This is a genomic window from Flagellimonas amphidinii (assembly GCF_013090115.1).
Classification (GTDB): domain Bacteria; phylum Bacteroidota; class Bacteroidia; order Flavobacteriales; family Flavobacteriaceae; genus Flagellimonas; species Flagellimonas amphidinii.
The window spans coordinates 108,343-128,171 of record NZ_JABFNN010000037.1; the positions used below are offsets into that span (position 1 = coordinate 108,343).

Sequence of the window (19,829 nt, forward strand, 5' to 3'; positions counted from 1 at the left end):
TTAAACCTATTTTCACGCCACAGTTTGTGCCACATTGAAGGATAAATATTATAACATTAGGGTAAGCCATCCAGCCAAACAAAAGATTAAGATAATGGCGGGGAACAGTGAGGTTTCTGAAACACAGTTTGCTTCTCAGATGATTTATTTTGTCCACAAAACAGGGGTGGATATTTTCACGGACATCAATCCAAACATTACCGATTTAATCAAGAACCTTGATAGGAGAATGGTGTCATTTTTAAAGAAGAGGGAGCAGGATTTTTTTATTCCAATGGATAAATCCTTTCGTAAAATGATAGAGTTGCACACCCGTACCTTTGAAATGTTGGATGTTCTTAAACCAGGAGAAATAGGCTTGCAAAAGAAAGAGGGATTTTCGATACCAGAACCCGAAAAACCAAGTCTCAAAATTCCTGAAAACTTCACCAAAAAAAAAGAAGAAATTACCCCTGTTCCAAACACTGATATCAAGGTTGAAAAAAACCAACTTTCCAATGTAGATAATGAGCGGATTCTGGATGAGTTGGAAAGGTCCAAAATTGAGCGTGACACCTACTTGGAACAGCTCAAATTTTTGTTGGATAATATTAAGCCGAGCAAGTCTATTTCTGGGCCAAGATTTGTCTGTAACCTATTTCAAAAAGATATAGACAAAATTAAAAATCTCGTAGATGGTAGTTAAGATTCACAATCCCAAACATACCCTTGGAAAGAACCAAGGCTCCTGTGGGGATTTAGTTGAATATCTCGACAAGGAAAACAGGGATGTGCCCGAAATGGAACACGAACACTTCTTTAATCATGATGGGGAACATTTTTCTGCTGCTGTGGTAGAGCGGGAAATTGACAACAATAAAGGCAAGCTGTCAAGCGAAGAAACGAAGTTTTATATGCTTACCGTAAATCCTTCCAAAGCAGAGCTTGAACATTTGAAGGGAATTATGGAAGCTAAAGGCCATGATGGGGAAATTTCCGATGAAAGACTATTTCAAGAGTATATCAAAGATGTAATGGATAAATACGCCGAAAACTTCAATCGTGAATTTTCGGATGGCAGGCCGCTTACTGGGGATGATATTCTCTATTATGCCAAAATAGAACATGAGCGCACCTATAAACACAATGAAAGGCGCTATGAAAAGGAAATGCAGCACAATAAGGCCGTTGAAAAGAAAATATACCAATTGAAATCCAAGATTGGAAAAGATGCCAATCCAAAGCAAATTAAAGACTTGCATAGAAGGATTGATTTTTTGGACAAAAACTTTAAACGTAACGCCGAGGGCACCATCATCAAGGAAGGTAATTTAAAGGACGGCAAGAACCTTCACGCCCATATTATCGTGAGCAGAATGGACAAGTCCCAACAAATTCGATTGTCACCCATGGCCAACCATAGACAGAGCAAGAACAAGCTTAACGGGAAAGAGGTGAAGATTGGTTTTAATAGGGACGAATTTGTGGGCAAGTGCGAGTCTTTGTTCGATGAAAAATTCCAGTACAAAAGGGACTATACGAAAAGCTATAACTATTATAAGGAAGCCAAGGACATCCGCACGATGGGCAATTTATTGCATTTGACCAATCCGAAGGTTTTTGCCAAAATGGCCTATAAACGAGCCATGTCGGAAATGATTGCCGACAAAACCTTGCAAAGGCAGATGAGTATTGTAGTTACAGACCCCCGTAAAATACCAAAAAAGCTTGTCGGTAAATTGGAAACCAAGGCCATTGAAGCTATAGTGGCCAAGATGGGTGCTGCCGCTTATACCAATCCTGTGACCGCAGGTGTTCAGGTGGCAAAACAGGCTATATCCATGGCCGCAAAAACCGTATCAAAAGGAATGGGAATATGAAAATTATTGATGCTTTTTTAGCCGCTTCAGAACAAACACAGCAAATAATTGTTGTCATCAACCTTGTTGCTGCCCTACTCATGGGAATTGCGTTTCATCTACCAAGGCCAGAGATTAAGGCCATAGCTCCTGTATTAGTGTATGTCTTGATTTATTTTGGGGTTGCCCAAATGTCCAGCCAATTGCCCATTTCTTACTTTTTGGTGCTCTATGTTGCCCCTAGTTTCCTGTTAAGCTTGTTTGTTTTGGCTGTATTCTACTCCATCAATCCCAACAAAAAGACCAAGCTTACCAATGTTTTTGATGTCGAAATCCCCTATAACAAAGGAAAGATGACGGTAAACATCAAAAGAGGGGTGAGCGTCCAAGGTGCTGCTGGAAGTGGAAAGACCGTATCCGTGGCAGGTTGGATATTGCATTGGATGGGCTTGCGAAATATTCCTGGTCTAATTTATGACTATAAGGATTTTGAACTGGTGGAAGTGGTACAATGGTTTTATAGGGAAAGTAACTTGACTGTCCATGCATTTGCTCCCCATGAACCCGATAAATCCATCCATATCAACCCCATAGATATATCCATACTAAAGACTGATGAGGATATTTCCCTCATGGCCAAATGTATCGTTCAAAATGTTTTGGGCAATAATAGCAAAGGGGACAACTTTTTTGAACAAGCTGCCGAAGGGGCCATTATAGGTATTATTTATGTGCTTAGGGATAAATACCCCATGTACTGTTCGTTTTCCTATCTGGCCGCTATCCTATTGACCAAAGAAGCCGATGAACTGTGTGAGTTTATTGAACGAAGTCCCGTTGCCAGTATTCATGCCAGGGCTTTTTTGGACGGGAAGGATTCTGAAAAACAAATGGCGGCGGTAAAGGCCACTCTTTCCAATGCTTTTCGTGTGCTGGCCGTGCCAAATATCTTTTATACCATGCAAAGGAACACCATACCGCTCAACATCAATAATCAAGATAATATGGCGGTACTCTGTTTGGTCAACAAACCAAAATATGATGAAATATATTCACCGATTCTCTCCATAGTTACACAGGCCATTATTACGTCATTGAGTGAACGTGACCAAAGCCCAACCTATCTCATGTTGGATGAAGCACCCACTTTGAAAATCAATCGTATCGGAAAAGTCCCCGCCACCATGCGAAGTTTCAATATCGCTACTATTTACATGCTACAGGATAAGGTGCAGGCCCAGGTACAGATGGGAGTGGATAAAATGAAGGAGGTACTGGCGAACCTTTCGACTATCTTCTTTGGTAAAACCAACGACCCCGATACAGCCAAGTTTTTTGAAAGTTATTTTGAAACCGTTAAGGTAAAAACCAAAAGTACCAGTAAAAAAGCTGGGTGGGGTAGTGCAGACCGTCGTATTTCTGAATCTGAAAAAGATGAGAAAAAACATCGCTCGCACGAGATGTTCAAAAGAAGTGCCGGGGAGTTCTTTGTTTTTGATGAGAAGGGAAACAATTACGATGCAAAAATTAAAATGCCAGTATTTGAACCTTTAAAATTTCAGAAAACAAATATCACTACCGATCGTGAAATACAGAGTTTGTTCCATTTAATTTTAAAGAAAGCTAAAGAACTATAAATATACTTATTACGCATATTTCTAAGTTGATCTTACATTTACATTGTCAAATAATTCGTCTAAAAACATTGAAATTTTTAATTCTATTTATTAACCAAAAACAAATAATCTATGTTTTTATCAAAAGGGAAAACTCCCTACACTCGTCTATTTTTGGTGGCATGTTTGCTATCCTCTACACAAATTTTTGCTGCTGATCTAGGAATCAAGGCCTTGGTCGATGACCTCTGGGAAGAAATCAAAGCGGCAGCACCCGTAATTCTTGCAATAATCTTTCTGGTTGGCATTTTGTTGAACATTGGGAAACTACTGGGAGAGAATCGGGACTACAAGAGTTTCTTGGTCAGCGTTTTCTTATTCTTTGGTGGTGTGACCATTATTGGAGGAATTGTAACCTATCTGCTGTCCCTGTCATTTTAAATCATGGAATCTTCAGGTAAAACTGAAGAACACCGTTTAAAAGTTGAAAAAGGCCTCGAAAGGCAAGCTACGATATTGGGCTTCAAACTTAAATATCTAGCCATATACGGGGCCTTTGTTTTCCTTTCATTAATCCCGCTCATTATCAACGGTGTTGGTTTCAGCAGTTTTATAGTATCTGTCATTGCTGCCTCTGTGAGTTATATGCTCGTAAAGTACGCAGATGAAAAAGACCTCTTGGAACAGTTCAATATCCAGAACTATCCCAAAATCTTAGTTAACGATTTATATAAAAAATTAGAAGACCGTGGAGAAAATCAATCTTAGTGACCATTATCCCATTTTATCCATCAAGGATAATATCACCCTTTCCAATACAGGGGATATCATTCTCTGTTATGCCCTGGAACTCCCTGAAATTTTCACTTTGTCGAAAGAGGATTACGTCAATCTGCAAGATTTCTGGTATAGAACCATCAAATATCTACCCGCCCATAGTTTTGTGCACAAACAAGATATTTTCCTGAAACAGAGGTATACCGGTGATGATTTGCCGGAAAGAACTTTTTTGCAGAGATCCACCAAGAATCATTTTTCCGGCAGACCCTTCATGGCCCATACCTCCTATCTTTTTATTGGGTACCATGGCAAGAGCGCTTTAAAGTCCAATGCGGTTTCCAACCCATTCAAGCCTTTTCCCAACCCAAAAAAAATAGTTGAGGAATTTGATGCCGATAATGCCTTTATAGGGGAAGTGGTAAAATCCGTTGAATTCCTGAACAGTTCCAAATACATTAAGGCAATACCTCTTTATAAAGAAGAAATTGAAGCACTCATTCAGAACTATTTTAACGGTTTTGACTCTGAAAGGTTTGTCGATACGGATATGGATATTTCGATAAAGGCTTCGGGGCAGAGCTTTAATGCCATCGCTGTCGGTGAAAAAAAGGTCGGGGTCTATTCCATCAATAATATCAAGCAGTTTCCCGATTATGTGGAAATCTTCAAACTGGACAATGATTACAGTAGTAAAAAGTTCAAAATATTTAAGGGTGCTTCTGATGATTTTGGGTTTAAAATGCCTTTTGACCATATCTATAATCAAGTCATTTTCATCGATGAGCATTCGGAACATAAGAGCCATCTTGAATCCAGAAGGGAACATCTTATTGGGGCAAGTGGTTTTGGTACAGATAATGAAACTGCTGCCGAGGACTTGACCGATTATCTCAAGGAACTCTCGAAAGATGAAAGCAAAAAAATAGTACGGGGCCACAGCAATATTATTTTTTATGCTGATACGGATGTGGCGTTTGAAAAAAACAGCAACTTGATTTCCACAGTGTATCGTTCCTTGGATTTCAAACCACACTATCCACATAAAAGCGGTATACAGGAAGTTTATGTTAAATCGCTATTTCCCTATGTCTCAACATTGCACAGCAATAATCTGTTTCGTACAGAGCTGCAAAATGCCCTAACGCTTTTTTTGAACATTACCTCTTATAAATCGGATGATGATGGGGTGGTTTTCTCTGATAGGATTTTCAATATTCCCATTAAAAGGGATATAAGGGACGAAGCCAAAAAAAGGATTAAGGCATGGAACTTTTTTGTTTTTGCACCCACGGGTGAAGGGAAGTCTGTTCTTTCTCAGCACATCTTCCGGCAATTGAACGAACAGGGAAAAAAGTTGGTCATCTTTGATATTGGCGGTTCCTTCAAAAAGTTGTCCTATCTCGTTCCAGAGAACAAATCCATTTTTTTCTCATATGAACATGGAAAACCCTTGGGACTTAATCCCTTTCATGTGACTGATATTACCCAAATGGGGGTGGATAAGAAAAACTCACTCTCTGAATTTATTTTCAATCTCTGGCAACCGGATAAACTTATTGATAATGGTCAAAGAACCATTATCAACAAACTTTTGGATGTCTATTATACCAATGTGGACAAAGCGCATTCTTTTCCCAATTTTTATAAGTTCTTGGAGGTCAACAAAACGGATATATTGTCGAAACTCCATATCGATGAGCGCTTTTTTGACCTCCAATCCCTTTTGTTGCTCACTGAACCTTATGTAAGGGGCGAATACAGTTTTTTGTTCGATGATACCGAGGATTTCAGCCATCAAATGGAAGACAAGGACTTGATAATTTTTGAGTTCGAAAAAGCAAACGAAAATGTCATTTTATTGTCGCTCTTGTTACAACTGGGCAATGAGGCCGTCAACAAGGTTGTTTTGGAAGATAGGAGCATTGACGGAGTGGTCTTTTACGATGAGCTGGCCAAGTTCATCAAGGACAATGGTATTCGAAACCGTGTCACCCATTACTACCAGACCAACCGTAAACATTCCGCTTCTGTGGGAACTGCGCTGCAAACCCCTGACCAATTGCCTGTTGGGCCCGATACCAATGCCATGATTGAAAATTCACAAGTACTATATATCCTCCATAATGATAAGGGCTATCAACCCATAGTGGACCGTTTCAATCTTTCTGAACACCAGCACAACATATTAAAATCCATAACCCCCAATCTAAAGGCCAAGAATCCCTATACGGAGTTTGCACTCATTATCGGAAAAGAAATATGGATTATGCGGTTGGAGCTATCCAGGGAAAGCTTCCTGGCCTACCAGACCGATGGGAAGGATTATAACGCCATCATGGAACTTTTTGAAGCTACTGGAGATATGGAAGCTGCTATCACCGATTACATGCAAAAAATAAATTGAATCCATAAAGTCAAACAATCATGAAAACCAAATTACTCGTCTCCCTGGTCATTTTTGGCTCCTTCTATCAAGGGTTTTGCCAAATGGTGGTCAATGATACTCAGGCCAACGCCTCCCTCTTAAAACAGATTGCCCAGAGCGTCAAAACCGTGGAACAGACCACAAAGACCGTGAAGCTTTTGAAAGAGACCAAAGAAATGTATGACGACATCAATTCGGCGCTGCAGACCTTTGGGTACATTACCGATATGACCAATGTTACCACACAGATATTGCAAAACACAGGTAGTTTTTTAAAAGAGATTCAGGCCACCAATATGTTCTCTGACAAAGAAATGGGCATTATCTCAGGTCAATTTTCTAGAGGTATGGAAAGGGGAAACACAATCTTAAAAGTTGCCAATGACCTTTTAAGTGGTGGTATTTTTAAAATGAACGATGCTGAACGTCTTGCCCTTTTGAAACAATCCAGACAAGAACTTAATGAGGCTCTGATAGATACTCGCATTTCTCGTAAAAAATATCTGCGAATAGCTGAAAAAAGAGCATTGCGACAATACTTTGCCAATTCCAAAAATAAATAGTCATGGATATTTCTTATGAGGTGATCTTAAAGCTGTATCAAGACTTCTTTAGCCAAAAACTGTACTTAAATGACATTACCAATGCTCTCAAAGTTTTGGCCATCATCTTTTTTCTGTTGAACGTCTATACTGGTATGTTCAGTAGAATGACTTCGTTCGGACAGGCCAAGCTTCCCTTTGATGAAAAGAAATTGCTCTCTTCTATTGCAATGGTTTTGGTTCTTATTTTTTATGATAAGCTACTTGGTTATTTAGACTCGCTGCTATTGGGACTTGACCAAACGTACAATGAATTTTCCCCCACGCTCTATAATTTTCCCAAAAATGAACAAATTGAACAGGACGGTGACGGGGGTATTTTGGATTACGCCGCAATGCTTAAGGAGTTTGCAACGGAAGCTTTGCACATTTTTGCTGACCCTACCTATATATTTTTAATGTTCTTGGAGGGAATCGCATGGATTGTGGATACCGTTATATACGGTGTCTTTCTCTTGGAACGCTTCTTTTTTATAGGTCTGCTAAAAGTCCTTGGGGCCATTGCTATTGTATTGGCCGTTTTTGAAAAGTTCCGGGATCTCTTCTACAAATGGATTAAACTTTATATCGCGATTTATCTGTTGATTTTCCCATTTTTCTTGATCATTGGGTTTGGCTCATTCGTTACCGATTTCTTCAAAGAAAATTTTGATATGCCAGTTGTTGGTACCCAAATCAATGTAGTTATTCTGTGCACCATGATTTGGTTAAAACTCCGCCTGTTCAAAAAGTCCTACGATCTAGTTTATAAGATATTCTCCTAAACCCAAATCCTATGAAAGAAGTTAAACATGACATTTACAAAAACCTGAAACGCAATAATCTCATTGTTTGGGCCATGACCGTATTGTGTGCCTCTGTGGCCATGTATTCGGTCTATATGTCCAACAAAGCTGCTGCCAATGCGGAACGATTTGTCTATGGGATTTCCTCCAACGAAAAGTTGCTCCCTTTGGAACAAATCGAAAAAGCGGAAATCAAACAGATTTTAAAAAAAGCGCACATTGAACACTTCCTCAATAATTTCTATGCCTATGACCAATGGAACTATAAAAAAAGAATTGAGAAGGCGCTCTGGCTCATTGATGAATCTGGTAAAGGTCTTTATAACCATTATAAACAAAGTGGTTATTACAACCGGATGATACAGACAACATCGAGCCAATCCATAGCATCTTCTGAAATCGTCATTGATGGGGATGGAAATTTTCAAGCCTCTGCCATTATAGCCATCAACAAGGCCAACCAAGAGGAGCCGAAACGGTATGTGCTCAAAGTTGCAGGGAAATTGAAACAGGTTTCCCAGAACTATCCTTTGAATCCTTACGGCTACCTCATTCTAGATTTTAAAGAAATATCCAAAAAACAAATAAAAGATGAATGAACTATTAGAGAAATTTAAAAACATGGAACCCAAACAGCGCATAGTTATTGTTCTTGGGGTTCTTTTTATTCTGACCTCTCCGCTATTGTTCATGGGCGGGGATGGATCTGAAAACGAAGATTTTGAAGAATTTGAAACTCCTGAAAACAGGGACAAAATAGAGGATTACAATTCAAAATTAGAAGCTTATGACGATAACTCTAAAAATGATGATAGCCCGTCGATTGAATTTAATCTGGATGATTTTAAGGAGGATGAGGACGAAGAGGAGGCTATGGAAAGGGAAATTGATTCCATGATGAACCTGAACAAAAGAGCGGATGCTCCAAGGGCTAATCCTCAAAAGGTGGGTCATCGTTCTTCTGCTGGCGGTGCTCCTGCCCGTGGTCATTCCGCTTCCCCCGACAATAACAAAGCTCAGGTCAACAAGAATGTTGGTAAAGAGTTCGATGCCTTTTTTACTGCTGCTCCTAAAAGTCAATCTTCCAGTGATGCTGCGACTTCACAAACAGACCCCTTCATTTTTGCGGTTATCCATGGAGATCATACCATAAAGCAAGGGGAGCGGGTCAAATTGAGACTTACCCAAAAGGCCACCATTGCAGGGATGGAATTTGACCAGAACAGTTATGTGTATGCATTCCCTTCCTTTCAGAACAATAGGGTGCTCTTGACCATAACCTCCATCAACCATGTTCCTGTTAGCATTTCTGCTTACGATACTGAGGATAGTGCTTTGGGACTTTATGTCAAAGGGGCCAGAATGGTTGGTGAAGTTGTGGACGAAAGCTCTAAAGATGCCGTGGATGATGTGGATGTGGGCGGTGTTCCCGTTGGCTCGACAATCAAAAAGGTATTCCAGAAGAAGCAGGAACAGCCCACCGTCACATTGTTGAACAATACAAAATTAATCCTGAAACCCAAATCATAATGAACAAGCTATTTCTTTTTATTTCTTTTTTTAGTCTTGGGCTTTTTGCCCAACAAGAAAAACAGGCCATTGAGGCCACCACGGACAAAAATGTGTTCCTGTTCTTCCCTTCTCCTATTTCCAAAGCTTTATCGGGCAATGGGGATTTCAAGTTTGGTTATAACACCCAGACTGCAGAAAAGTTCGGGGTGCTCAAGGCCGTTTCCTCAGAAGGGGAAAGTACCTTGCATGTGATAACCGAGGATGGAACAGTCTATTCCTTTATTGTCCGCTATGCCCCGAATCCTTCGCAGTTTGAATATTTTCTGGATGGTTCTAAAGCGGTCGGTAATCTAAGCGATAGAGAAGCCAACAAGGGTAAAAATGCGGTTATGGCCATGGATGGCACTGTAAATCCCGAGGGCGTAAAGATTACCGAGGACAGTTATTATAAGGCCAGCAAAGAACAAAAAAACCTGGAGCTGGAGTTTTGTAAAAATCTCATTGATCAAGAGGATTATTATAAAAACATCTACCGCACCAAAAACAATATGCTCCTTAAACTGTCCAATATCGGGTATAGGAACAATAAGACCTTTATGGTGGTGACCATCGAAAATAAATCCTCGGTCGATTACGACCTGAACTTTATCCAGTTCAACAAGATTGCCAAGAAAGCCAGTAAAAAATCCAACTATCAGGCCATTGAGATTAAATCTTTGGAAGACTCCAATTACCAGACCTTCGATAGAATTGATGCCTTTTCCACCCGCAAGGCCGTCTATGTGTTTGACAAATTGTCCATTGACAAGAATAAACTGATAAATATTGAAATCAATGAGATGCAAGGTGAACGAAACCTTGAATTGCCCATTGGTTACAGAATTATAAATAATCCAAATACTAATTTTTAATTCTTATGCTTATGATGAAAAACAAATTGAATTTTTTGACCCTTATTGCCCTATTGGGCGTTGCCTTTACAGGACACGCCCAAAGGAGCAAATCGGCCTTCGGGGTTTCCGGGGGCTATGTGCCCGATGGCTTCGGGATTGAAGCTTCTTTTAACCATTATCATAACCGTACCGATTTTATCAAAATCGCCACTTTGGCCACTTTGGCCAATGAGCCTTTTGATGCGGATCTGGAAATCCCTTACCAAAACTATTTGCTCAATGCGGGCTATTATACCGCTTTGATGCAAAGTCCCTCTTCGGGGATGACATTTGCTGTTGGTGCGGGTATCTCCTTTGGTTATGAAAGCATCAACAATGGTGAGCAACAACTGTCCAATGGTTCGGTCATCCTCTCTGAGAGTGGCTTTGTCTACGGTTTGACCGCAGGGGCTGATTATGATGTCTTTTTAAGCAGCTCCATTTCCTTGTTTGTTCCTATCAATTTTATTTACCAATTCAATAGCGATATGGGCAACAATTTAATCTATGGCGGCCTTGGCCTTCGCTATTCGCTGACCCAATAATCTTTAATCTTTTAATCAATTTTTTGTTTTATTATGAAGTCAATTAATCTTTTATCGTCAATTCTTTTTGCCTTGGTGCTCTTTGTTTCTTGTTCCAAGGAATCTGAGGTGGTTTCCAGTTTTTCCTTTTCGCTTTCGGAAACACATGCTGAAACTACCACCGTCAACCTCTTTAATGAAACCCTCATAAGGGTCATTCCTGAAAAAGTCGTGTCCTCCGTCGTTTATGAGGTCAAATACGAGGTGGAATCCGGGAGTGGTAAATTTTATGATGCTGATGGTAACCCCATCCCCAAAAGCTCCTATCTTCCCATTTCTGCTCTGGAAACGTCAATGTCCTACAGTTCTTCGGTTATCGGGGAAGAGAGTGTTAGGGTATATGTACGGGATAGCGAGGGAAAGGAGGAAAATATCCTTTTGGTCTACAATTTCGTGCACAACGATTTCACGGTCGAATTTTCTGCTCCCTTCTCCGTGGCCAAGGTCAAAGACCGAGTACCTTTGACCATCAGTTTGTTCAATAATGGAGTGGATGATAATGTCAGCTTTGAAAGGGCAATTTTCATTACGCAGGGGTCTGCCGATATGTATTTGCCAGGATCTGACCAAAAAGTGGCCTTGGATACCTATGAGGAGGTCCAACCGGGCACTTTTTCCTTTGAAGCTTCATTTGCCGACCTTGGCGAAGCGACAATTAAAGTAAGCGTAAAGGATAGTAATAATCAAATTGTAGAAAAGACCCTAAATTTTACCATTGAGGAAATTGATGTCTCTTTTTCTGCCACAAGTGACAAAAACGAGGTGGCTTTTGGTGATGCCAACGATATTTTCTTTACCGTCTCTGAGAATGGGGGTTCTGGGGGACAATATCAGCTTAAATATGAGATGGTGGAGGGTGATATTGATTTGTTCTTTAATAATCAGCCCATCAACCCCGGTGTTTTTTATGATGTGTTGCCCGGTGCTTTTACTTGGGAAGCCCTTGCCAATTATGAAAATGATGTGGAGATAGTATTCACGCTAAAAAATCAATTCGGTGCGGAGTTGACCAATAATGTTACTTTCTCTGTCATCAAAAATGAGTTGAGCATTGAAACTGTTCCTTTGGCTTTCCAAACGGTTGTCGACAATAAAATTGAAATGACTACTACTATCTCTGAAAGTCCTACTACCTCATTTCCTTATATACTCAGCTTCTCTTCTAATGGTGGTGGTACTATTGAATATGCTGGTGTTTCCTATGAGGAAGGTGTTCCCTTTACTATTGCTCAACAAGAATTTTCCTTGTTCTATAATCCGCTATCTGCCGGCAACCATGAGGTTACCTTTACCTTGCAAAACCAACAGGGAACCATTGCTGAGGATTCTCAAATATTTAATGTTGGTTTGCCCGGGTTTTCCGTGAATTTGGATGTTCCTGCCAATGTTACTCCTGGTGGTGGTTCAACCAATTCAATGGGTTTTTCTTTAGAAATTATTCCCGATACTGAAGGACAGGTGTTCGAGATGATGCAGGTGGATTTTGATGAGCAAATACAAGCCTATACCGTCAAAGTGCCTGATCAACTTCTTTTTACTTTTACGTACTATGTTGAAAATGAATACGGCCCTCTTGAGTCTTTGGTTACCAGTGGCAGTATAACCGATGGATTCTATATAGAAAACGATACGGATGGTTTCTTTTTGACCTTGTTCATCAAAAATCAATATGGCCATGTGGTGGAAGTGCCTGTCAGCGTCCCTTATGTTAACTGATCATTGGGGGCTTTTGCCCCCTTTTTTTATCTTTATACCCTGCCCCGTACATCTTACTTATCTTAATCTATCATTATGAAAAAAAATGTTTTATGCTTGGCTTTCGTGGCCTTGCTTTTATGTAATTGTTCCTCTGAACCTAAAAAGGAGGGCTTTATTGGAGCTTTTGCCCAAAGCCCTAACGGTAAAGCCGACTTTCTGTTTTCCAAAGACAGAGACCTTTATTTTGTTCAATCTGTTAAAAAGGATGGTAGTTGGAGCGATAAAGATACCTTGTCCATTGTCCCTGAAGAAAAGCTTGCCAAGACTTTTGGGGAAGCTAATCTTGATAAAGTATACCAAGGACTTTATTTTGAAAGTGGAAAGAGATACTTTGGAGCTAAGGCTAAATTTTATTTCTATCACATTAAAAAGGATGTGAACGACCCGATGTTGAAAACAGGTTATAGATTCAATTCTATTTGGGGCAATAGAAAATCTCGTGGAGTCTTGTACAAAATCGAAGAGGAACAATGATTATAGGGGTATTTGAGCGGGCTATCCCTGCAATCATTTATAGGTGTTTTAAGAACAGTTTGGGCAAGGAAGCGACCAAAGGAAGCTTCCTTGCCCTAATCGTTCCATAAGAATCCTTGTAGTGGATTTCCGCACATATCCCTAATACAACCATTATTAATGGAGTCTTTCAACAAGATTAATGTCTCTATTGCGAAAAATTAAGATAATATGAAGCTATGCTTTTTAATTGATTTTTATCACAACTGACAATATATGCAATCCCGATATCTGAATTATTCAAGTCTTTCATAACAATCACAAAATGTTCATTATCCATTCTAATGGGCGGAGAAAAACGATATGACCAGTATTCGCTGACAAAGGAAATGAACTTCTCGTCTTCGAAACCAGAAAAGGAATGATAATTATTTTTTTTAGGGATGTTCTCTATAATTGTTCTGAAAGCTTCCTTGCCAAAATTATTGGAAATCCCATTATAGAATGAACCGCCCCTTTTTTTAGATTTTAGTATAACCTTTTTCAAATCTTTTCCCATTTGTTGATTATCTATTAGATGCGGGTAAGGGAATTGGCTCTCAAGATATTTTTCGATGTAAGCATAGTCAACTACATCTCTCATCAACTGTACCATGAGATGTTTGATAGCCGCTTGTCTCTTTCCTGTTACTTTATCTATCAAGAAACCATTATAGGCCTCTTGGCTCGGGGATTGCTGGCCTGAACCTGAACAAACGAAAAAGAAAATCAATATTTTAAGTGCCCTTTTCAATTTAATAGATTGGATTATTATGGATGCCAAATATAAAATTCCGCCTCGGTGATTATTCTACCATACCCATCACATTTTACGATATAGGCTCTTTTGTCTCGGTTCCATGTTGGCCTGTATTTTTTTAAAAACATAAAAAGAAGATAATGTTCATTGTCCAATCGTATAGGAGAGGAAAAGCCAAAGTGTATCAATGAGTGGTCCTCAGACAACCTTATTTTTTGGTCAAGTCCTACTATTGAATGGGGACTGTTGTCTGTATTGATTTCAGATATGACAGAATCCATAATTCCTTTCCCAAAATGTTTAGATAGATAAATACTTAAAGGGGTTGTTCTGTCTTTAAAAAATTTTAGCTCTTGCTTTAAATCGCTATCGATTTTTTCCTTTTCTAGTATCAAAGGGAAAGGATATTCCGATTTTAATATGCTTTGCGCTTCCCTTTTTGTAATTATTCTTTGTGCAACAAGTGAATCAAAATGTGCTTCTACCTCTTGTTGGTGTTCAAGAATTTTTTCACTCATGAATCTATTATAGGAATGGATGCCCAAACAATTTTGGGCACCCATATAACTTGAGATAAAGTAAACTACTAACAAGACGCAAAAGCTGTGCTTCATATTGATAAAGGTATAACAAAACTAGTTGCTGGCACAAGGTTTTCCCTCGGCTAAACCCAGAAAGTTAGTACTTTCCCAATCCACAGTGTTTTGTACGGCCAATTCAAAATTTGCTTGTTCATCTGGGTCAGAATATTGAGTAGCATAGGTTGTAGTCATATGTAGACCACTCCATGCTAAATAGGTATAATATTCATGGTCAAGGTCATAGCCCCTAGAGTCACCAAATTCCTCTATTCCATCCGCTATGTCATCTACAAGGTATGACATCGCCTGATGATGATAAAAGTTGTTGTAGCCTTGGTACTCGATATTTTTTTCCTTGGCTACTTTTAGTTTTACATATTCCTCTGCTAGAGCAGAAAGGTCAGCAAGTTCATCATATTTGGTAATATTACCATTTTCTGCAAGATAGTATAAAAGCGCATGGATATTTTCATGGAATGCTACACCATATATTGCAATATCTGTTGCCTCTTCCAAAAAAGTGTTGTCAAAAACTATCACGAACTTTTGTATGTTTCCGTACTTGTCAACTTTAAAATCTGTATGAGCCCTTGAACCCTTTAAATCTGCTGAAGAGTACTCTATATTATATACGCCTTCCTCACCAAATACATCTCTCATAAGTTTTGAGATAATATGGGTGTTTTGTGTTGTTGCATGAATTATCTTTTTCTGGCATTTTTTATCATCAGAAATCAAATATGTAATCTTAGTGGGTTTTACTTCTGTAGGAACTTTAATTGGGTAGGTGGCTGTTCCCTCAAAACCTGATGTGCCGTAAGAATAATAATTGTTCTGGGAAGGTGGTCCCGATGTCCCAGAATATTGCACATAATTATATGTGACTTCTGTGGTGGTTGAGGAATATTCACTTGGTTGGGCTATACGGTCTCCATTACGGTCCATATACCAATCTGTTATTGTGACAACTCGCTGCCAGCCGTATGAGGTTTCACCGCTAGTGCCACCACAACTGCCTCCAGAGGTTTGGGGTTCTCTGCAATTGGCATTCCCATCGCAAACACTCCCGCGTTGGTAACACTTAGCGGTACTTCCTTTGGTCAATGGCGCACCTCCTTTTGTGCCTTCTGTGATAACTCCCTGTAAGGCATTCCCTTTATCGTAATACTGAGCCATTTGAACATAACCATTTTCATCATAGACCTGAACTGTCCCAGTAAAACTCCTTTTGGATAGGTCAAAATAAGAGTATTGAACGTCTCCGTTATGTGAATCCATCTTGACAACACTATATTCCACGTTTCCGGATTGAGCGTGATGCTCCAGTAAAGTATAATCAATATTTGTTATTTTTTCATCAACAATCATCGGTGTAACCTTTTGTTGTATCGCATATTCATACCATGTGCCCCCATCTACATTATATTCCTTGCCAGTGTCCCAGTCAACAACCAAATTGCCCTTTGGAATATTCTTCGAGTCAGTGAAATTGTCAAGATTGAGCTTTAATCCTATCTCCTGTTTCTGTTCTGAGGAGTTTTCTAAGTTCTCCATATAAGAATTCTCCTTTTCACAGCTTATAATCATAAGCAATAACAGGCAAAATCTCAGTACTTTAATCGTAATTTTCATTCAAAATGGTTTAGGTTAATAAATCGAATACTTGTAGCACCAAGTTAGTTTGATTTCCCAAAATTGTTTTACATAAAAACCTTAGTTTTTCTGGGGATTTTGCGCAGTTTCAGGATTTGATTCAGATTCTTTGAAAAATTGAAATCATAATTTTAACTGAGCAGATTTTCTAATATTCCCCCCTTTTTTCTGCGGGAGCAATGACCTCCCTTCATTGCTGGAACTTCGCAAGGCCAGAAAACCGGGCCAGTGTTCATTCCTATTCATTTTAATCGTTATGGCCCCTCAAAACCCCGCACAACAGTATTGATTTGATGCTCAAGCCAAAACCGTTGTTTTTGCCCTTGCGTTTTGTTTTAAAGAATTGATATTAATGTTTTCTTCTCCATTCCCATGGTGGAACTGGTGACTTGTCTTTCCATAGACCCAACTTTTGATTACGGGCATGCACTTCTAAGGCGGCCAAGTCTTTATCCTTGGAATATTTTCTATAATGCCAGGCATACCCATTTTTAAGTAATTCTTGGGACAAGTCCAATCCATCTCCGTAGTGGATAAAAGCTATGGTACGCCCGTAGCGGTCTTGTCCTTTACTGATTACTTCAACTTCTCTAAAATAGATGGCATCTGAAGTGAATTTTTTGGCCTGTTTGCTAAAGGGTTGGGCATATTCAGGACAATCTATATCGGCAATCCTTATCGTGTGTTCTCTCAAATTTTTGTCGAGAACCACCACTGTATCACCGTCTTTGACCTTTACTACTTTGCCCTGGATTTGTGCAATGCACAGCATAGGAACCCACAGAAGAAAAACTAATATTCTCATTGAACTGTTTTGAATACGGGCTATGCTATTACGAAGTTACATAATTCTTTCCTTGCCCGTCCTTCTCAAAATATCGTCAAACCTTTGGGTCTTGTCTAACATCTTTGTTCGGCTTGCTGCGGTAAGATTTATGTTTATATTTTGGTTTGGCACAAAGCCACAATGAATTATAGCCAACTTTGTTGTGCTTTCGTTATTTTATTTTCGTTTTAATTTGCTCAAAATCCTTATTCAAAAGCGATTCATATAATTCTTTGACTTCCGTCCAGTCTGAAGCTTTGAATTTTGACTCCTCTCCGTCAATAATAAAGGAAAGAGTTAAATCTTTATTCGTTTCAATCACATTCTCGTCATCTGTAATCATAGAAACCCAAAAAGCTCCATGTTCTTCATCCATTTCTTGAATGTCCTTAATTGCTTTTTCTATATCAGATAAATCGACATTGTCTTTTTGGTATCCAGCAGCGTATTGAATGTAAGATTCTGTCATAGTTCTTTCTTATTCTATTCGTAAATGGACGCGCCTTTAAGAATCTTTTTGAAATTTTCCCAAGTTGGTTTATCTGCGTCAACGTCCATTTTCATATTGTCATAAAAGCCTTGAACATCTTCTATATATGCTTCCATAGCTTCTAGAAAGTCTTCAAGAGTTTTATTTTCCCAATTCGATTTATTCTCTTTTAAGTCTTCTCTAAACTCTTTCAGAAATTCTATGAACTCAATTCTTGTCATTTAGTCTTTTTTAATGAAGCACAACGGTTCGTGTATGATTAGTTGTGGACTTTTCCAACGGAAAATGTCCGCCTGTAGTAAAGATAATTGATTGCTAGGATTTCCATTTAGGAAATCCGACCGCAATTAATTATACACCGCTTAAGTTTGGAACTGCTTAAATTCAAGTAATAAATCAGAAAGAACAAAAGAGAGAATTAAGGTTAGTATACAGGGTGAAGCCAAGACTTCGACAACATTGATAACCCTCTCTCTTTTTCTACGATAGCACGTTCAGTTCTGTGAGACGTGAGATCTCGTTTTTAAGTTGTTGTGACCAGCGTAGTATGTTCTTTCCAAATCAGTTCTATGAATAAATATACAGAAACATTTGGTGTGGATATCAGTAAGGATGTATTCGATGTCCATGGAAGTCTTAGCGGTCATCTTCAATATGAAAACAGCCCAAAGGGCTTCAAGGAATTTTTAGGACGCATTCCCCAAGGAAGTATAGTCGTAATGGAAGCCACAGGTTATTATCATTATCGTTTGGCACAATATCTTTCCAAGAGTTCGATAACGGTATCGGTTGTGAACCCTTTGGTTGTAAAGCGATTTATTCAAATGAAACTTTCTAAGGTAAAGACGGATAAGAGCGATTCCAAAAGTATTTGCGAATATGCAATGAAGAATCAAGTTCCTATTTATAATTTTTTAAGTGAGGTACAGTCAGAATGTCTACAGCTCTTTCGGTTACTGGACAGCTATTTAAAAAAGCGGACAGCTACAAAGAACAAGATCCATGGAGAGGAGGCCTTGGGGAGACCCTCTACATTTGTATACCGTTCCCTTCAACGGGATCGTAAGCATTTGGACAAAGAGATATCCGGTATAGAAGAACGTCTGCTAACCTTGGTGAAACAGGAGTACCAACATCAGTTGACCCTACTTACGGGCATCCCTGGGATAGGCATTAAAACCGCATTGTTCTTAGTGGTGATGACCGAAGGTTTCAGCAAGTTTGAGAACGCATCACAGCTTTGCAGTTATGTTGGTATAACGCCAACAACCAGGGAGTCTGGGAGTAGTATAAGGGGAAGGAGTAGAATCAGTAAGGTAGGAAACAAAAAAATGCGTAATCTGTTGTTCTTATGTGCATTCAATGCATGTAGACATAATAAGGCCTGTAGAGCGCTATATGAACGAATTACCATGAAAGGAAAAAGTAAAAAATTGGCTTTGATTGCCGTTGCAAACAAACTTTTAAAACAAGCTTTTAGTATTGTGAAAAACGGATTGCCCTATGATGAGAATTTTGTATCAAAATTGGCTTAAAAAAGATTGTTTTTTACCTCAGTTCTTTGTTGGCAATAGTGCTTATTAGTCAAAAGGTTCATCATAAACATGTTCGACAATTCCATCCTCAATAATAATTTCATTTCCATCTAAGAATACACTTCCCGAAAATGTTGCACTAAAACATGAATTTGTATTAACTATAACATTACTTACTAATTCGCCTTGGGCGACAAAATCAATTTCGGAAGAAGTGCCATTTTGAACTCTGAAATAATTAAGTTCTTCAATTATATTATTACCTGTTTGTTTGTAGGGAAGTTTAATAGTTATTGCGTATGTATCTTGTTGTGGTTGAAGGACTCCTGTCATTAACCATAAACTTAATGTATGACCCGTTCCATCGTTATCTAAATCTATTCCCCATCCGTTAATATCGAACTGTTTTGATTCATCGTTAATTTCCATAGATGCAATTTCAGTTTGAGGGCAAGTTTGTGAGTCATCATCATCAGAACAGCTGTTTAGTATTATTAAACTGATAAAAATTATTATTAGATGTAGGTATTTTTTCATTAGTTTGTTTTTTTGCATTATTGCCAACGGTTCGGCTATGATCTCGTTGCGGACATTTCCACCGGAAATAGTCCGCCTAGATCCGAGCCATAGGTTAAAAGTAAGGATTTTCCGTCTGGAAAA

General features: G+C 39.0%; 22 protein-coding genes. 15 read left to right on the forward strand and 7 right to left on the reverse strand.

What is annotated here, in order from left to right; all coding sequences use genetic code 11:
* The first annotated feature begins 34 nt into the window (after window positions 1–34).
* From HJC33_RS11275 to HJC33_RS11340, 14 genes are all read left to right on the forward strand, one after another.
* A complete protein-coding gene (locus HJC33_RS11275; RefSeq protein ID WP_272621394.1) occupies window positions 35–685 on the forward strand; it encodes a BfmA/BtgA family mobilization protein in 651 nt (216 codons plus the stop codon).
* Window positions 675–1,859, forward strand: a complete 1,185-nt coding sequence (mobB, locus tag HJC33_RS11280; protein ID WP_171658928.1) for a MobB family relaxase — start codon at window positions 675–677, stop codon at window positions 1,857–1,859. The genes HJC33_RS11275 and mobB overlap by 11 nt, the downstream gene beginning before the upstream one ends.
* Window positions 1,856–3,475: a type IV secretory system conjugative DNA transfer family protein gene (locus HJC33_RS11285; RefSeq protein ID WP_171658929.1), complete on the forward strand. Its 1,620-nt coding sequence runs from the start codon at window positions 1,856–1,858 to the stop codon at window positions 3,473–3,475. The genes mobB and HJC33_RS11285 overlap by 4 nt, the downstream gene beginning before the upstream one ends.
* Window positions 3,476–3,586: 111 nt before the next feature.
* Window positions 3,587–3,895 (forward strand): hypothetical protein, encoded by a 309-nt coding sequence (locus tag HJC33_RS11290; protein WP_171658930.1) that lies wholly within the window; start codon window positions 3,587–3,589, stop codon window positions 3,893–3,895.
* Window positions 3,896–3,898: 3 nt separating this feature from the next.
* Window positions 3,899–4,222: a hypothetical protein gene (locus tag HJC33_RS11295; protein WP_171658931.1), complete on the forward strand. Its 324-nt coding sequence runs from the start codon at window positions 3,899–3,901 to the stop codon at window positions 4,220–4,222.
* Window positions 4,203–6,638 carry a TraG family conjugative transposon ATPase gene (locus HJC33_RS11300; RefSeq protein WP_171658932.1) on the forward strand — a complete coding sequence of 812 codons (2,436 nt, stop codon included), beginning with the start codon at window positions 4,203–4,205 and terminating at the stop codon, window positions 6,636–6,638. Before HJC33_RS11295 ends, HJC33_RS11300 begins: the two co-directional genes overlap by 20 nt.
* A 20-nt stretch (window positions 6,639–6,658) precedes the next feature.
* Window positions 6,659–7,222: a hypothetical protein gene (locus HJC33_RS11305; protein WP_171658933.1), complete on the forward strand. Its 564-nt coding sequence runs from the start codon at window positions 6,659–6,661 to the stop codon at window positions 7,220–7,222.
* Between the two features lie 2 nt (window positions 7,223–7,224).
* Window positions 7,225–8,025, forward strand: a complete 801-nt coding sequence (locus HJC33_RS11310) for a hypothetical protein (protein WP_171658934.1) — start codon at window positions 7,225–7,227, stop codon at window positions 8,023–8,025.
* A gap of 11 nt (window positions 8,026–8,036) precedes the next feature.
* A complete protein-coding gene (locus tag HJC33_RS11315; RefSeq protein ID WP_171658935.1) occupies window positions 8,037–8,645 on the forward strand; it encodes a hypothetical protein in 609 nt (202 codons plus the stop codon).
* Window positions 8,638–9,576 (forward strand): conjugative transposon protein TraM, encoded by a 939-nt coding sequence (gene traM / locus HJC33_RS11320; RefSeq protein ID WP_171658936.1) that lies wholly within the window; start codon window positions 8,638–8,640, stop codon window positions 9,574–9,576. Before HJC33_RS11315 ends, traM begins: the two co-directional genes overlap by 8 nt.
* Entirely contained in the window at window positions 9,576–10,469 is an 894-nt protein-coding gene (locus HJC33_RS11325) for a DUF4138 domain-containing protein (protein ID WP_171658937.1), read from the forward strand. Before traM ends, HJC33_RS11325 begins: the two co-directional genes overlap by 1 nt.
* An 11-nt stretch (window positions 10,470–10,480) precedes the next feature.
* Window positions 10,481–11,035 (forward strand): conjugal transfer protein TraO, encoded by a 555-nt coding sequence (locus HJC33_RS11330; protein ID WP_171658938.1) that lies wholly within the window; start codon window positions 10,481–10,483, stop codon window positions 11,033–11,035.
* Window positions 11,036–11,068: 33 nt separating this feature from the next.
* A complete protein-coding gene (locus tag HJC33_RS11335; RefSeq protein WP_171658939.1) occupies window positions 11,069–12,790 on the forward strand; it encodes a TraQ conjugal transfer family protein in 1,722 nt (573 codons plus the stop codon).
* Between the two features lie 75 nt (window positions 12,791–12,865).
* The gene (locus HJC33_RS11340) at window positions 12,866–13,306 is read left to right on the forward strand and encodes a hypothetical protein (RefSeq protein ID WP_171658940.1); all 441 of its coding nucleotides are present in this window, start codon (window positions 12,866–12,868) and stop codon (window positions 13,304–13,306) included.
* 187 nt (window positions 13,307–13,493) lie between these two features.
* On the opposite strand, the gene HJC33_RS11345 is transcribed toward HJC33_RS11340, so the two are convergent.
* The 6 genes from HJC33_RS11345 to HJC33_RS11370 all read right to left on the reverse strand — a co-directional run bounded on the left by HJC33_RS11345 (window position 13,494) and on the right by HJC33_RS11370 (window position 17,855).
* Window positions 13,494–14,057, reverse strand: a complete 564-nt coding sequence (locus tag HJC33_RS11345; RefSeq protein WP_171658941.1) for a hypothetical protein — start codon at window positions 14,055–14,057, stop codon at window positions 13,494–13,496.
* 38 nt (window positions 14,058–14,095) lie between these two features.
* Window positions 14,096–14,602, reverse strand: coding sequence for a hypothetical protein (locus HJC33_RS11350; RefSeq protein ID WP_171658942.1), 507 nt, complete (start codon window positions 14,600–14,602; stop codon window positions 14,096–14,098).
* Window positions 14,603–14,719: 117 nt separating this feature from the next.
* A complete protein-coding gene (locus HJC33_RS11355; protein ID WP_171658943.1) occupies window positions 14,720–16,297 on the reverse strand; it encodes a hypothetical protein in 1,578 nt (525 codons plus the stop codon).
* A gap of 370 nt (window positions 16,298–16,667) precedes the next feature.
* Window positions 16,668–17,123: a thermonuclease family protein gene (locus HJC33_RS11360; protein ID WP_171658944.1), complete on the reverse strand. Its 456-nt coding sequence runs from the start codon at window positions 17,121–17,123 to the stop codon at window positions 16,668–16,670.
* A 193-nt stretch (window positions 17,124–17,316) separates the two neighbouring features.
* Entirely contained in the window at window positions 17,317–17,613 is a 297-nt protein-coding gene (locus HJC33_RS11365; protein ID WP_171658945.1) for a hypothetical protein, read from the reverse strand.
* Between the two features lie 14 nt (window positions 17,614–17,627).
* A complete protein-coding gene (locus HJC33_RS11370; protein WP_171658946.1) occupies window positions 17,628–17,855 on the reverse strand; it encodes a DUF7660 family protein in 228 nt (75 codons plus the stop codon).
* Between the two features lie 348 nt (window positions 17,856–18,203).
* On the opposite strand from HJC33_RS11370, the gene HJC33_RS11375 reads away from it, so the two are divergent.
* A complete protein-coding gene (locus HJC33_RS11375) occupies window positions 18,204–19,169 on the forward strand; it encodes an IS110 family RNA-guided transposase (protein ID WP_171658947.1) in 966 nt (321 codons plus the stop codon).
* 45 nt (window positions 19,170–19,214) lie between these two features.
* Here HJC33_RS11375 and HJC33_RS11380 read toward each other — a convergent pair whose 3' ends face one another.
* Complete coding sequence (locus HJC33_RS11380) at window positions 19,215–19,706, reverse strand: hypothetical protein (RefSeq protein WP_171658948.1); 492 nt, start codon at window positions 19,704–19,706, stop codon at window positions 19,215–19,217.
* Window positions 19,707–19,829: the final 123 nt, after the last annotated feature.